The sequence below is a fragment of the Pseudomonas shahriarae genome (assembly GCF_014268455.2).
Lineage (GTDB): Bacteria > Pseudomonadota > Gammaproteobacteria > Pseudomonadales > Pseudomonadaceae > Aquipseudomonas > Aquipseudomonas shahriarae.
The window spans coordinates 3,530,838-3,543,042 of the sequence record NZ_CP077085.1; the positions used below are offsets into that span (position 1 = coordinate 3,530,838).

Consider the following 12,205-nt stretch of genomic DNA (forward strand, 5'->3'; position numbering starts at 1 on the left):
TACCCACGCCTTTGGCGAACCCACTTGTTCAGGGACTGACGACATGAAACGAATCGCAATCATGGGGGCCGGTGTAGCCGGTCACCTGGCCGCGCTGTACTTCAAAAAAAGGTTACCGGGTGTCGAAGTCATCCTGATCGGGCGTCCGGACCGCAAGCGCCCGATCGTCGGCGAGTCCACAGTCGAGTTGACTACCCACTTCTTCAAGGGCCTGGGGCTGGGGCGCCTGCTGGAAGAAAAGCACTACCACAAGTACGGCCTGACCTATTACCTGAAGCTGCGCAACAACCCCGAGTGCCGCAACTACGTGGTGCACGAGGCTCCGGGCGTGATCCGCATGCCGGCCTACAATCTCAACCGTTTCAGTTTCGACAAGGACCTGCGCCAGATTGTCGGTGATCAGCAGGTACAAATGATTGAGGCCGATGTCACTGCCGTCGACCTCAATGCCGGTGAGCACGCCACCCACCTGCTGACCCTGCGCAGTGCCGCCGATGAGCAACAGCAACTGACCGCCGATTGGGTGGTGGACGCCACCGGCCGCAATCGCTTCATGGCGAAAAAGCTCAAGCTGCACAAAGAAGCGACGTACCAGCGCAGTACCTTCTGGCTCAGGCTCAAGGACTTCGACCGCAGCATCTTGTCCAGCATCACCGCGCACAAGGACAAGCATCACTGCTACGACCCGTACTACGTGACCCATCATTTTTATGGCAAGGGCTACTGGATCTGGATGATCCCGATGCGCAGCGACGACGGCAACGAGATGATCAGCATCGGCATCACCTACCGGCCGGACATGATCGAGCAGAAAATCGGCACCCTGGAGGCCTTCAAGGAAAAGGTCATGGCCGACCATCCGGTGATTACCGAGTTGATCGAGTCGGGCCAACTGGTCGATACCCAGGCCATGCACAACTACATGTACGAGGCGCGGCAATACTACTCGACCGAAGGTTGGTTCCTGCTGGGCGACGCAGCCTTTACCTTCGACCCGGCCAACAGCGCCGGGCTGGCCTATGTGGCGCAGCAGATCCCGCAAGTCGCTGCGATGATCGAGAAGGATATCCACGGCAGCCTGACACCCGCCTACGTCAACTGCCTGGAGTCGCACATCCAGGCGCAACTGGCCCTGCAGGACACCTGGAGCAAGTGGTACGAGGTGATGGACGACCCGTTCATGATGGGCTGGACCCTGCTGTTCGCCAACATGGCGTACTTCCACGTGGTGTTGCCGATGTACATGACCGGGGATTTTCTCGATGGTCATCAGGCCCAGCAATTTGCCGACCTGCTGCCGCGCTACACCCGCGAGATGCAACCCTCGCCCCTGCCGTTTGCCTGCCTGCTGCAAGAGATCCGTCGCTCGAACCCGGGCTTGAGCCCGGAGATGATGCCCAACCTCTACTCACGCACCATCAACTTCGACCTGTACAGGGCGGAGAACCGCGCACGGCCGATCTACGCCTCCAACTATTACCTGCGCTCGGCGCTGCTGCGGGTGCGGCTGATGAAAATGGTCAAGTGGTCGCTGTCCGCACGCCACTTCAAGTTGTTGCTGCGCCATGGCGGTGGCGCCGTGCAGGACCTGGCACGGGCTGCGGTCCTGCGCCTGCGCCCTTCACTGTTCTACAAATATGGCGAGTCGCCGGAGCTGCTGAAGTCGCCGTTTGGCAAGGAAGGTGGCTTCCTCGACCTGGTACGTCGCGGATGAACGGCATGGCGCAGGTCCGCACTGACCTGCTGGACCTGAGTGCCGTGCAACTGGCGTGGTTGATTCGCGGCAAGCAGATATCGCCGGTGGAACTGATCGAGCAATGCATTGCGCGCCTGGAGCAGGTCCAGCCACTGTGCAATGCGATGGCGGTCGACCTGTTCGAGGCTGCCCGCGACGCTGCCCGCCGGGCCGAAGAGGATGTGCTCAAGGGGCGGCCACTGGGACGCTTGCACGGCGTGCCCTTCTCCATGAAGGAAGGCCTGGGTCTTGCGGGGGCCCCCAAGACCTGCGGCTCACGCCTGCGCAGCAACACCCGCGCCCGCAGCACCGCCACGGTGGCCACGCGGCTGCTGGCGGCCGGCGCCATCCCCCTGGCCTTGGGCAATCAGGCAGAGATGGCGTTGTGGCCCGAAACGGACAACCTGGTGTATGGCCGCACACTCAACCCCTACGACACCTCACGCACCGCCGGTGGCAGCAGCGGCGGTGACTCAGTGATGGTCGCCAGCGGATGCGTGCCCTTTGCCCTGGGCACCGACGGCGGCGGCTCGATCCGCATCCCGGCGGCGTTCAATGGGATTTTTGGTTTGAAGCCGTCACGGGGGCTGGTGCCGCTGAGTGGGCACCTGCCGCTGGATGACCAGCGGTGGTCATTGCCGGTGTCCCAAGCCGTTGCCGGCCACTTTGCAGCGGGCCCCCTGTGCCGGTACGCAGAGGACCTGGGCGTAGTGCTGGAGGTCATCGCCGGCAGCGACGGGATCGACCGCAATATCCACTCCGGCTACCAGCAACCGCCCCAGGCGACACCGCTCAAGCGCGTATTCATCTGCCTGCCGGCCCCTGTCAAATGGGGCACGCCACTCTCGCCCGCCGTGACTGCTGCGGTGATCGAGACCGGCCAGCGTTATGCGGACCAAGGTGTGGAGGTGCAAGCCTGGAGTGAAAGCTGTTTAACCAACGCGTTTTTTATCTGGCTGGCCGTACTCAAGTGCGAGACCCATATTCACCTGGCCGACTACCTCGGGGATGGGCAGCCACTGAATTATCCACGGGCGTTGTATGCAGCCCTGGCTGGCAGGCCGCAGTTCTCCCGGGGGCCACTGCTTGCCAGCTTGATGGACAGCTGCGGCGATCAGCTGGGCAACCCGGGGCTCGCGCGGTTCCTGAAGCAGCGCGATCACTTGCAGCAGGCCCTGGCCGGGTTGTTCGACGGCCAGAGCATTCTGGTGTTGCCGGCCACCCCGAGCGTGGCGCCGGCCCATGGCAGTGCCCTGAAGCGCCCGTTCGATATCGGCTATTGCGCGCTGTTCAATGTCCTCGGTTTTCCGGCCCTTTGCGTGCCTATGGGGCGCCTCGACCAGGGCTGCCCGGTGGCCGTGCAACTGGTGGCCGGGCTGGGCCAGGACGCGTTGTTACTGGAAGCCGCGCGCTTTCTGGAAATGGAATTCGGCGGCTGGCGCAAGCCCCCGCTCTGACACCTCAAGTACTAGGACCTCCCCATGCAAACCAACACCAGCGCTATCACGCTACAAGCCCCTGCGCCTGCGGGCGGGCAATCGGCCGTGGGCTCCCAGGCCGAGCATTTGACCCTGTTGTTCCTGATCCAACTGATCGTGATTTTCAGCGCCAGCCGCCTGATCTCCTGGCTCAGCACCCGCTGCCTGGGGCAAACCCCGGTGGCCGGGGAGATTCTCGCCGGGCTGGTCCTGGGCCCGAGCCTGCTGGGGTATTTTTTCCCGGAACTGCTCAGCAGTATCTTTGTGCCGCAAACCTCCACCGCCTTTGTCGCCACGGCCCAGGTCGGCCTGATTCTGTTGATGTTCCAGGTGGGCCTGGAATTTGAATTCGGCGCCCACCTCAAGGGGCGTAAACGCTCGATCATGGCGATCAGCCTGGGTGGACTGCTGGTGCCATTTGCCAGTGGCTTCCTGGTGGCCGAGTATTTCTGGCAACAGATCGTCGGCGACAAGCCGCCACTGCTGGCCTTCCAACTGTTTTTTGCCACGGCGTTGTCGATCACCGCCTTGCCGATCCTTGGGCGGATCTTCATGGAACTGGGGCTGTCCCGCTCCCGCGTGGCCACCCTGACGATTGGCGCGGCGGCCATCGATGATGTGTGCGGCTGGCTGATCCTCGGTGGGGTAACGTCGATCATCGCGTCCAATTTCAGTGTGTGGGCCTCCCTGGGCAGGATCCTCGCGCTGGCGGTGTTTATCGTGTTGGTGCTGTGGGTGGTGCGGCCCTTGGTGCTGCGCTGGATCATCGGCGACCTGGAGCGCAAGCCGCTGTCGGCCCAGGGTATTTCCCTGATGCTGATCGTGCTGTTTGGCAGTGCAGTGATTACCAACCTGATCGGCGTATTTTCGATCATTGGCGGTTTTATCATCGGCGTCGCCCTGCACACCCACCGGCCCTTTGTCACACAGTGGAATGCCAAGGTCAGTGGTCTGGTCAATGCGTTTTTCCTGCCGGTGTTCTTTGCCTACACCGGCCTGCGCACCGACATCGGCTCGCTCAACGGCGACACGGCGCTGCTCAATTGCTTTCTGGTGTGCCTGGTGGCGTTCGCCAGCAAATTCTTCGGGGCTTACGGCGCCAGCCGCTGGCTGGGCGAGACACCGCGCAACAGCGCGCTGATCGGCGTGTGCATGAACACCCGGGCGCTGATGGAACTGGTGGTGCTCAACGTGGGCTATGACCTGGGCGTGCTGCCCAAGGAGTACTTCACCATGCTGGTGATCATGGCCATCATCAGTACCTTTATCGCCTCGCCCCTGATCCGCCTGCTGACGAGTGAAGAGCGACGTATACCGGTGGGCCAACCTGCGGTGAAATAAGAGACCTGACACCCGGCGTCATCGTCGACGGTTTTCGCCGGTAAGCCGGCTCCTACAGGGTCAGATGAGCCCCGGCTTTTTGTAGGAGCTGGCTTGCCAGCGAAAAACGCAAACTGGCTGCGTTTCTGCAGGTTGCCCGCATTATCGTTGACGATTTTCGCCGGCAAGCCGGCTCCTGCAGGAGGTGGGGGCTGGGGCTTACTTGCCCTCGGTCAACGCGTTGTAGCTGGTGAACAGGTTGCGATAGTCCGGGATGTGGTTGGAGAACAAGGTCCCCAGGCCTTCGATATCGTTGCGCCAGTCGCGGTGCAGCTCGCAGGCCAGGCCAAACCAGGTCATCAGTTGCGCGCCGTTGGCGGTCATGCGGGCCCAGGCCGATTGCTGGGTCAGTTCGTTGAAAGTGCCGGAGGCATCGGTCACCACAAACACGTCATAGCCTTCGGCCAGGGCCGACAGCGCCGGGAACGCCACGCACACCTCGGTCACCACGCCAGCGATGATCAGTTGCTTCTTGCCGGTAGCCTTGATGGCCTTGACGAAGTCTTCGTTGTCCCAGGCGTTGATCTGGCCAGGGCGGGCAATGTACGGCGCGTCCGGGAACAGCGCCTTGAGCTCGGGCACCAGCGGGCCGTTGGGGCCGGTTTCGAAACTGGTGGTGAGGATGGTCGGCAGCTTGAAGTACTTGGCCAGGTCAGCCAGGGCCAGTACGTTGTTCTTGAACTTGTCGGGCTCGATATCGCGGACCAGTGACAGCAAGCCAGCCTGATGGTCAACCAGCAGGACAGCTGCGTTGTCTTTGTCCAGGCGAACGTAGGGTTTAGACATCATGATGCTCCTGGTAAAAAGGTGTTTCCCGAAATGGGCCGCACCGGAAAGAGTCAACGGTGTTTATGGCGCTGGGAGTCTAGCTCGTCGTCACTGAACCACTTTCACTGACAAAACCCGCCTATTGACCGTCCTCGCGTGCCCCGCTGATGGTTGTAGGAAAAAACCAGGGTCCCACTTTAGTCATCACACTAGGTGCTCGGTAGTGGTTGAATTAAACTTCACCATCTCAAAAATGGAACGATACCCATGTTCGACCTGAATGAGCTCTTCCTCTACGCCAAGGTGGTTGAGCATGGTGGTTTCGCAGCGGCCGGTCGGGCGCTGAACATGCCCAAGTCGACCTTGAGCCGCCGGGTCAGCCAGCTGGAAGCGCGGCTGGGGGCACGCCTGATACAACGCTCCACCCGTCAGTTCCAGGTCACTGATATTGGCCAGGCCTACTACCGCCACTGCGTGGCAATGACCGCCGAGGCAGAGTCCGCCGAGGAGCTGATCGCCTTCAACAAAGCCGAGCCGCGCGGAGTGATTCGCCTGAGTTGCACCACCGCGCTGCTCAATTACTGGGTAGCGCCGATGCTGGGCCAGTTCATGGCGCAGTGCCCCAGCGTTGAACTCAATGTGAAGAGTTTCAACCGCAAGGTCGATGTGATCAGCGAGGGCTATGACATTGCGCTGAACCTGTGCTTCCCGCCCCTGGAAAGCAGCGACCTGGTGATGAAACTGCTCGCCAGGAGCCCCCAGGTGTTGGTAGCGAGCCCGGCGTTTTTGCAGGCGCATCCACTGCCCCTACTCCCTGCGGATTTATCCGGGCTGCCGACCATCAACTGGGGCAGCCCGCTGTTGCAATACACCTGGGGGCTGACCGGGCCAGAAGGCATGAGGGCTGAGATCTGCCACACCCCACGGCTGGTCAGTGACGACATGCCGACCCTGAAAAGCGCGGTACTGCTGGGCGTGGGCATCGCCAACCTGCCGCTGGCCGTGGTCAAGGATGAGATAGACGACGGCCGCCTGGTCAGCCTGCTCCCCGACTGGCAACCCACCGAAGGTGTGATCAGCGCTGTCTTCCCTTCAAGGCGCGGGCTGTTACCGTCGGTGCGCACCTTGATCGACTTTCTGGCGCAGGCGTTTGAAAAACACCAGCAAAGCCAGGCCGCGAGAACGTCAAACTTCGATGAGTCCAGCTAGAGCCACGAAGCGCCTGGCCGCTGTTTTACTCCCGGGCGAGGCACAACGAAACGTCCACTATCGCGCCACACAAATCCGCACCGTGGCGCCATCAGGCACTGCCATTACCCTGCCAGTATTTACGCAGCGTCTTTTTGAGCTAGCCTTGCCCTGCCGCTCCTTCTTACACAGTGAACTCATGGAAACGCTCACCAAAACAGAGATCGAAAGTGCTCTTTCCAGTCGCCTACCCAACTGTGTCGTCACCTGCCTGATCAACCCGGACGGCAGCCTCTCAGTGACTGTTTTAGCGCCAGATGCCAATCAATTCACCATCGCGAGCATCAATCGTGCCCAGTATCACGCCGAGTCGGGAATCAATAGGCTTGTCCGGGAGATCCTCGAGGAAATGGTGGTATCCCGGCAATCATCCCACCTGCCGCCGGAGGGGTAATCGCCTTGGCGAGAATGCCCGGATAGTGACCGATCCCCGGCTCGGAGGTGGCGATACACACCCACAATTCGGCGGTGAATTGGGGGTGCGCCGAGGCCTTGAAAGTCGCGGCGGATCAGTGACCTGCGCCGCTTCGTTCTGCACCAGGGGCGCGTCAGAGAATCGGCTTGCCGCCGGTCACGCCATAACGTTCACCGGAGATGTAACTGCCCTCGTCCGACGCCAGCAGTACGTAAATCGGCGCCACCTCGACCGGTTGGCCTGGCCGACCGAGGGGCGTATTGGCACCGAAATGCTTCACCGCCTCCTGCGACATAGTCGATACGATCAAGGGCGTCCAGATTGGCCCCGGTGCAACGCTGTTGACGCGGATACCGCGCTTACCCAGCAACTGCGCCAGCCCGGCGGTGAAGTTCGCGATGGCGCCTTTGGTGGCCGCGTAAGGTAACAGCGTCGGGTTGGGGGTGTCGGAGTTGACCGAGCTGGTGTTGATGATGGAACTGCCCTCGGCCATGTGGGGCAGCGCGGCCTTGCAGATGCGAAACATCGCTGTCACGTTGACATCGAATGTCATTACCCATTCTTCATCGCTGATTTCTTCAAGGGTTTCGTGGGACATCTGGAACGCAGCATTGTTGACCAGGATGTCGATGCGCCCGAACGTCTCCACCGTGTCATTCACGATGGCCGCACACTGCGCCAGGTTCCTCAGATCTCCCGGCAGCAGCAGGCATTGGCGCCCGGCCGCCTCGACCCAGCGCGCAGTCTCTTTTGCGTCCTCGTGTTCGTCCAGGTATGACACCGCTACGTCAGCGCCTTCCCGGGCAAAAGCGATGGCCACGGCGCGCCCGATGCCGCTGTCAGCCCCGGTGATCAAGGCGATTTTGTTGGCAAGCCGGCCTGAGCCTTTATAGGTTTGTTCACCGCAATCGGGCTGGGGATCCATTCGGCGTTGATCACCCGGCACAGGTTGCTGTTGAGGTGCGAAAGGGGGTTTTGGATAGTTGATCATCAGTGTTCCTCCTGGGTTTTCCTCTTCTTGCGAGGACACCCCGGGGGCGTTAGTTCAGATCAAATTGCGAAATCCGGATTAGCGTCAGGGCGGCCGGTGTCTACCCGTCATATCCGGCATCGCCCCACTGCTGATCAGTACCAATGGGTCGTCATCGACCAGCAGTCTCTCGAAACGCCGTTGAGAAAGGCAGTCGTCTGCGGCCGACTCAAGTCCGGCCGATACAGGCGCCTCGGACCGGCACACGGGGCACGGGGCACGCAGACGGTCATGGGGCAGGATCGAGGGCAGTGGGTGTAGATCTCGCCCCCCACGCTGAGGCAGGATGCAGTTTTACAGTGCGGGTGAGTTATGGCGGTCCCTCAAGACAAACAAGAGTTGCTCGATGCCATTAATGCAACCTATGAAAAATTACTCAGCGTCATCCGGCGGGTACCCATGCCCCGGGTCAACGAATGCAGCCTGGAGGGGCATGCCAAGGGGACGCAGATGAGCGTCGCCAATCTGGTCGCCTACCTGGTGGGCTGGAATGAATTGGTGCTCAAGTGGCTGGACGCGGACGCCGCCGGCACTGTCATCGACTTCCCGGAAACCGGCTTCAAGTGGAACCAGTTGGGCCAGCTTGCACAGAAGTTCTACCGCGACTACCAAGGCATCCCTTTTGAGCAATTGCTCGAGCGGCTCGACAGCGCAAAGCAGCGGATCGTGTCCAGCATCCAGAGCCGCGAGAATGCCGAGCTGTATGAATGCCCGTGGTACGAGCACTGGACGATGGGGCGGATGATCCAGTTCAACACCGCCTCCCCCTATGACAATGCACGTGGGCGCTTGCGCAAATGGCTTAAGGCAGAAGGCCCCAGTTCTCAGCCTGCATAGGGACGGTGTCGCACCATGTCTCCAACATTGCCTCTCAGGCATTGATCGCAAAGGCCCGGTTTGTCCCCAGCGGGAGCATCGAGCACCTTGACGAACACGTCCCTGAACGGATGTTCGTCAAATTCGTTCGCTGACCGTATGAGGCGCTTCAGTCGCGATCAGCCTCCGCCTGGTTGAGAAAAATCAGCACCCCAAGCAGCGCCATATAGAACTTGAATGCCGCTTCCTGGCCGTTCCACTGATGGGATTGCCACATCAGGAACCACTCACCGCCAATCACCATGAAGCCGAAAAACCACACCAGCAGGCCCGCAGTAAAACCGACAATGGCCACCTGTTTGGCGGCATCGAACTGCCGGCCAGTGCCTAGCCTGGCCCGCCACATTGCCAGCGCCCCACGGGCCAGTAATACGGCAGTCAAGGCTTCGCCGGCGATGATCAGCCCATAGGCGCCATGCCACAGCCAGGGTGTGGTGATTGCCCGGTACATGGCCGTATTACCCGGAAAGGTGGTGTCCATGCTCAACACATGCTTGACGAAGGCAAAGTTGGAGCCGTAATCGGTAAGGTTGTTGAACGCCACCAGCGCGGCGAAGGCCGCCAGCATCAGGGTCAGGACGATTTTTGCGTAGCGGGTGGTCATGTTTGCTTCCCAGGGCAATGAAAGGGCTACGCTAGCACGTCCTTTGAGTGCCTTCGAGACACACAGTTGTAGGGTTTTACCTAGCGATAAAAGCCTTTTTTCCGGCACACCACCTAGGTGATGACTTGAGCCAATCGAAGCGCCACCGCGGCAGCCTGTTCAGCGCTGGCGATGTTGGTAAAACCCAGTACCAGGCCGTGCCTGGGCCTGGCCTCGAGGTACCACTGCGACAGCGGCTCGACAGCGAGGCCAATGGCCCGGGCGCGCTGAGCGAGTTCAACATCATCCCCTTCACTCAGGCCCGCAATCAGGTGCATGCCTCCGGCCTGGAGGTTGATCGACAGCCGTTCGCCGAACTGTTGCTGCAGCGCATCGACCAGCCACTGGCGGCGGCGCGCGTAGAGCGTGCGCATTTTTTTCAAATGCCGTGCAAAGTGCCCCTCGTAGAGGAAGGCGCTGACCGTCGCCTGGAGAAGCTGCGGGCAGTGGTTGTGCAGGCGGTCAGCCTGGCGGGCGAAGGCGTCGCTTTGCGCCTGCGGCACCACCAGATAGGCCAGGCGCAGGCCCGGAAACAACACCTTGCTAAAGGTGCCGGTATAGAGCACCCGCCCCTGCTGGTCGAGGCTCTTGAGCGCAGGCAAGGGCCGGCCCTGATAGCGGTATTCGCTGTCGTAATCATCCTCGATGATCCAACTGCCTTGGCGACTGGCCCAGTCCAGCAGTGCCAGCCGGCGCGGCAGGGACAGTGATACACCCAGCGGGCTCTGGTGGGTCGGCGTGACCACGGCAAAGCGTGCATCCGCACAGCGGGCGATGCCTTGCACGACATCAAGCCCCTGCTCATCCACGGCAACCGGCACCAACTGCACGCCGGCCTCCCGGAGTGTGTTGCGCGCCATGAAGTAGCCCGGCTCTTCCAGCCAGCAGCGATCGCCGGGGCGCATCAGCGTGTGGCTGATCAGGTCCAGGCACGCGCGATAGCCCGCGCAGACGAACACCTGTTCCGGGCGGCAGGCAATCCCTCGGGCAATCCCCAGGTAGCTGGCAATGGCTGTGCGCAATGCTGCATGGCCACGCGGGTCCGGGTACACCAGCCCCTCGAGGCCGGCCTGGCGCAGTTGACGACCGGCCAGCCGGGTCCAGAGCTTGCGGGGAAATGCATCCAGTGCGGGCAGCCCCATCTGCAGTGCCAACGGCAGCGCCCCGCAATGATTGGACGAGTACTGCGGCGCAGCAACCGGGGCCGGGAGTACGGGCGAGGCAACGGCAGCCAGTTGCGGCGTGACAATCGTCCCGGCGGCGCCCCGCGCAATCAGGTAACCCTCCCCTATCAACAACTGGTAAGCCGCTTCTACCGTGCCACGCGCCAGGTTCAACTGCGCCGCCAACGCGCGTACGGCAGGCACGCGATCCCCCGGGCGCAGGCGGCCATCGGCAATGGATTCGCGAAATCGCTGGTAAAGCTGGCGATACATCGGCGCGCTCTGGCTACGGTCCAGCGTAAAGGGAGGAATCATGGCCTAGTCATTTATGCACTTTTCGGCCCTGTAGCTTAAGTCATCGGGGCTTTAAGGTCAGCTACCTCCCTACAGCGGAAGACCGACATGGCTTATACCCTTGGGCATCTGGAGGACCAGCAGGCCTTCGCGGCCAGTTTCAACCTGATGCGCGTACTGCGACCCCATGTCGCCAACCCGGCCCACTATGTCGCGCAATTGCTGCGCCAGGTCGGGCAAGGCTACCGCCTACTGGCTGCATGGGAAGCTGGGCAGGTGGTGGGCCTGGCCGGTTACCGCGAGTTGGAGAACCTGCTCTACGGGCGCTTCATTTACGTCGATGACCTGGTGGTACACCCCGACCTGCAGCGCGGTGGCCTCGGCGCACGGCTGCTGGACGCCGTGCGCGAAGAAGCCGTGCAGCGCGGTTGCGCGCATTTTGTGCTGGACACCGGGCTGCATATGCCGCTGGCCCAACGTTTCTACTTTCGCCAAGGGCTGCTGGCCCACGGCATGCACTTCACCCAACGCCTTCACACAGAGAGTCCGGCATGAAGAGTGTTCTATTGATCAACGCCAGCCCCAATGGCCAGGTTTCCCATGCGAACCAGTTGGCACTGGAACTGGTGGACACCCTTCGCCAGCGCCACCCGACGCTCGAACTGGTCGAACGTGACCTGGGCACACACCCACTGCCACCGCTCGGCATGGATTACGCCCGGGGCCTGGCGACGACCACGCCGTTCGACGCGCCGGCTTTCGAGGTTTCCGAAACGCTGATCCGCGAGCTGGAAGGTTGCGATATCCTGCTGATTGCCACGCCAATGCACAATTTCACGCTGCCCGCTGCACTCAAGCTGTGGATCGACTACGTCCTGCGTATTCACCGCACATTCAGCTCAGGGCCCGAGGGCAAGACCGGTCTGCTGAACAACCGTGCGGTGTATGTGCTGGTGGGTTCCGGTGGTTTTCATCAGGGCGCGTCGGCACGGCAACCGGACTTCCTGACACCTTACCTGCGCCAGGTACTGGGCACCCTCGGGCTGTTCGACCCGCACTTCACCTACCTCCAGGGCCTGGTATTCGGTGAGGAAGCGGTCCAAGCAGCGCTCCAGGAGAGCCGTGCCCGGCTGTCACTGGAGTCACTGTTCAACCCACTGATGGGTACCTGATCG

12 protein-coding genes are annotated in these 12,205 nt (G+C 61.6%); 8 read left to right on the forward strand and 4 right to left on the reverse strand.

The window, feature by feature from the left end; all coding sequences use genetic code 11:
* Positions 1-43 precede the first annotated feature (43 nt).
* Genes HU773_RS15610 through HU773_RS15620 form a run of 3 tightly spaced genes read left to right on the forward strand, consistent with a single transcriptional unit; the run spans position 44 to position 4,554 of the window.
* Positions 44-1,714 (forward strand): NAD(P)/FAD-dependent oxidoreductase, encoded by a 1,671-nt coding sequence (locus tag HU773_RS15610; protein WP_057959293.1) that lies wholly within the window; start codon positions 44-46, stop codon positions 1,712-1,714.
* Positions 1,715-1,719: 5 nt separating this feature from the next.
* Positions 1,720-3,192, forward strand: a complete 1,473-nt coding sequence (locus tag HU773_RS15615) for an amidase (RefSeq protein ID WP_225923792.1) — start codon at positions 1,720-1,722, stop codon at positions 3,190-3,192.
* Between the two features lie 24 nt (positions 3,193-3,216).
* Positions 3,217-4,554 carry a cation:proton antiporter gene (locus tag HU773_RS15620; RefSeq protein WP_057440923.1) on the forward strand — a complete coding sequence of 446 codons (1,338 nt, stop codon included), beginning with the start codon at positions 3,217-3,219 and terminating at the stop codon, positions 4,552-4,554.
* Positions 4,555-4,752: 198 nt separating this feature from the next.
* On the opposite strand, the gene ycaC is transcribed toward HU773_RS15620, so the two are convergent.
* On the reverse strand, positions 4,753-5,379 hold the full coding sequence (ycaC, locus tag HU773_RS15625) for an isochorismate family cysteine hydrolase YcaC (protein WP_032861405.1): 627 nt from the start codon (positions 5,377-5,379) through the stop codon (positions 4,753-4,755).
* 249 nt (positions 5,380-5,628) lie between these two features.
* Here ycaC and HU773_RS15630 point away from each other — a divergent pair, with 249 nt between their 5' ends.
* Positions 5,629-6,570: a LysR substrate-binding domain-containing protein gene (locus HU773_RS15630; RefSeq protein ID WP_057959292.1), complete on the forward strand. Its 942-nt coding sequence runs from the start codon at positions 5,629-5,631 to the stop codon at positions 6,568-6,570.
* A 178-nt stretch (positions 6,571-6,748) separates the two neighbouring features.
* Entirely contained in the window at positions 6,749-7,003 is a 255-nt protein-coding gene (locus HU773_RS15635; protein ID WP_115128397.1) for a DUF1652 domain-containing protein, read from the forward strand.
* Positions 7,004-7,157: 154 nt separating this feature from the next.
* Here HU773_RS15635 and HU773_RS15640 read toward each other — a convergent pair whose 3' ends face one another.
* Entirely contained in the window at positions 7,158-8,015 is an 858-nt protein-coding gene (locus HU773_RS15640) for an SDR family oxidoreductase (RefSeq protein WP_057959291.1), read from the reverse strand.
* Positions 8,016-8,366: 351 nt separating this feature from the next.
* Between HU773_RS15640 and HU773_RS15645 the strand changes: the two genes are divergently transcribed.
* On the forward strand, positions 8,367-8,891 hold the full coding sequence (locus HU773_RS15645; protein ID WP_115128398.1) for a ClbS/DfsB family four-helix bundle protein: 525 nt from the start codon (positions 8,367-8,369) through the stop codon (positions 8,889-8,891).
* A gap of 148 nt (positions 8,892-9,039) precedes the next feature.
* On the opposite strand, the gene HU773_RS15650 is transcribed toward HU773_RS15645, so the two are convergent.
* Together HU773_RS15650 and pdxR are read right to left on the reverse strand one after the other, a co-directional pair.
* On the reverse strand, positions 9,040-9,534 hold the full coding sequence (locus HU773_RS15650) for a DUF2165 family protein (RefSeq protein WP_057959289.1): 495 nt from the start codon (positions 9,532-9,534) through the stop codon (positions 9,040-9,042).
* Positions 9,535-9,647: 113 nt separating this feature from the next.
* Positions 9,648-11,051, reverse strand: a complete 1,404-nt coding sequence (gene pdxR, locus HU773_RS15655) for a MocR-like pyridoxine biosynthesis transcription factor PdxR (protein ID WP_115128399.1) — start codon at positions 11,049-11,051, stop codon at positions 9,648-9,650.
* Between the two features lie 87 nt (positions 11,052-11,138).
* Between pdxR and HU773_RS15660 the strand changes: the two genes are divergently transcribed.
* Positions 11,139-11,585: a GNAT family N-acetyltransferase gene (locus tag HU773_RS15660; protein WP_115128400.1), complete on the forward strand. Its 447-nt coding sequence runs from the start codon at positions 11,139-11,141 to the stop codon at positions 11,583-11,585.
* The gene (locus HU773_RS15665; RefSeq protein WP_186625657.1) at positions 11,582-12,202 is read left to right on the forward strand and encodes an FMN-dependent NADH-azoreductase; all 621 of its coding nucleotides are present in this window, start codon (positions 11,582-11,584) and stop codon (positions 12,200-12,202) included. The genes HU773_RS15660 and HU773_RS15665 overlap by 4 nt, the downstream gene beginning before the upstream one ends.
* Positions 12,203-12,205 lie beyond the last annotated feature (3 nt).

Bases quoted from the DNA above. Each gene is read 5' to 3' on its own strand.
- HU773_RS15610 (WP_057959293.1), top strand. From the start codon at position 44: ATGAAACGAATCGCAATCATGGGGGCCGGTGTAGCCGGTCACCTGGCC.
- HU773_RS15615 (WP_225923792.1), top strand. From the start codon at position 1,720: ATGGCGCAGGTCCGCACTGACCTGCTGGACCTGAGTGCCGTGCAACTG.
- HU773_RS15620 (WP_057440923.1), top strand. From the start codon at position 3,217: ATGCAAACCAACACCAGCGCTATCACGCTACAAGCCCCTGCGCCTGCG.
- ycaC (WP_032861405.1), bottom strand. From the start codon at position 5,379: ATGTCTAAACCCTACGTTCGCCTGGACAAAGACAACGCAGCTGTCCTG.
- HU773_RS15630 (WP_057959292.1), top strand. From the start codon at position 5,629: ATGTTCGACCTGAATGAGCTCTTCCTCTACGCCAAGGTGGTTGAGCAT.
- HU773_RS15635 (WP_115128397.1), top strand. From the start codon at position 6,749: ATGGAAACGCTCACCAAAACAGAGATCGAAAGTGCTCTTTCCAGTCGC.
- HU773_RS15640 (WP_057959291.1), bottom strand. From the start codon at position 8,015: ATGATCAACTATCCAAAACCCCCTTTCGCACCTCAACAGCAACCTGTG.
- HU773_RS15645 (WP_115128398.1), top strand. From the start codon at position 8,367: ATGGCGGTCCCTCAAGACAAACAAGAGTTGCTCGATGCCATTAATGCA.
- HU773_RS15650 (WP_057959289.1), bottom strand. From the start codon at position 9,534: ATGACCACCCGCTACGCAAAAATCGTCCTGACCCTGATGCTGGCGGCC.
- pdxR (WP_115128399.1), bottom strand. From the start codon at position 11,051: ATGATTCCTCCCTTTACGCTGGACCGTAGCCAGAGCGCGCCGATGTAT.
- HU773_RS15660 (WP_115128400.1), top strand. From the start codon at position 11,139: ATGGCTTATACCCTTGGGCATCTGGAGGACCAGCAGGCCTTCGCGGCC.
- HU773_RS15665 (WP_186625657.1), top strand. From the start codon at position 11,582: ATGAAGAGTGTTCTATTGATCAACGCCAGCCCCAATGGCCAGGTTTCC.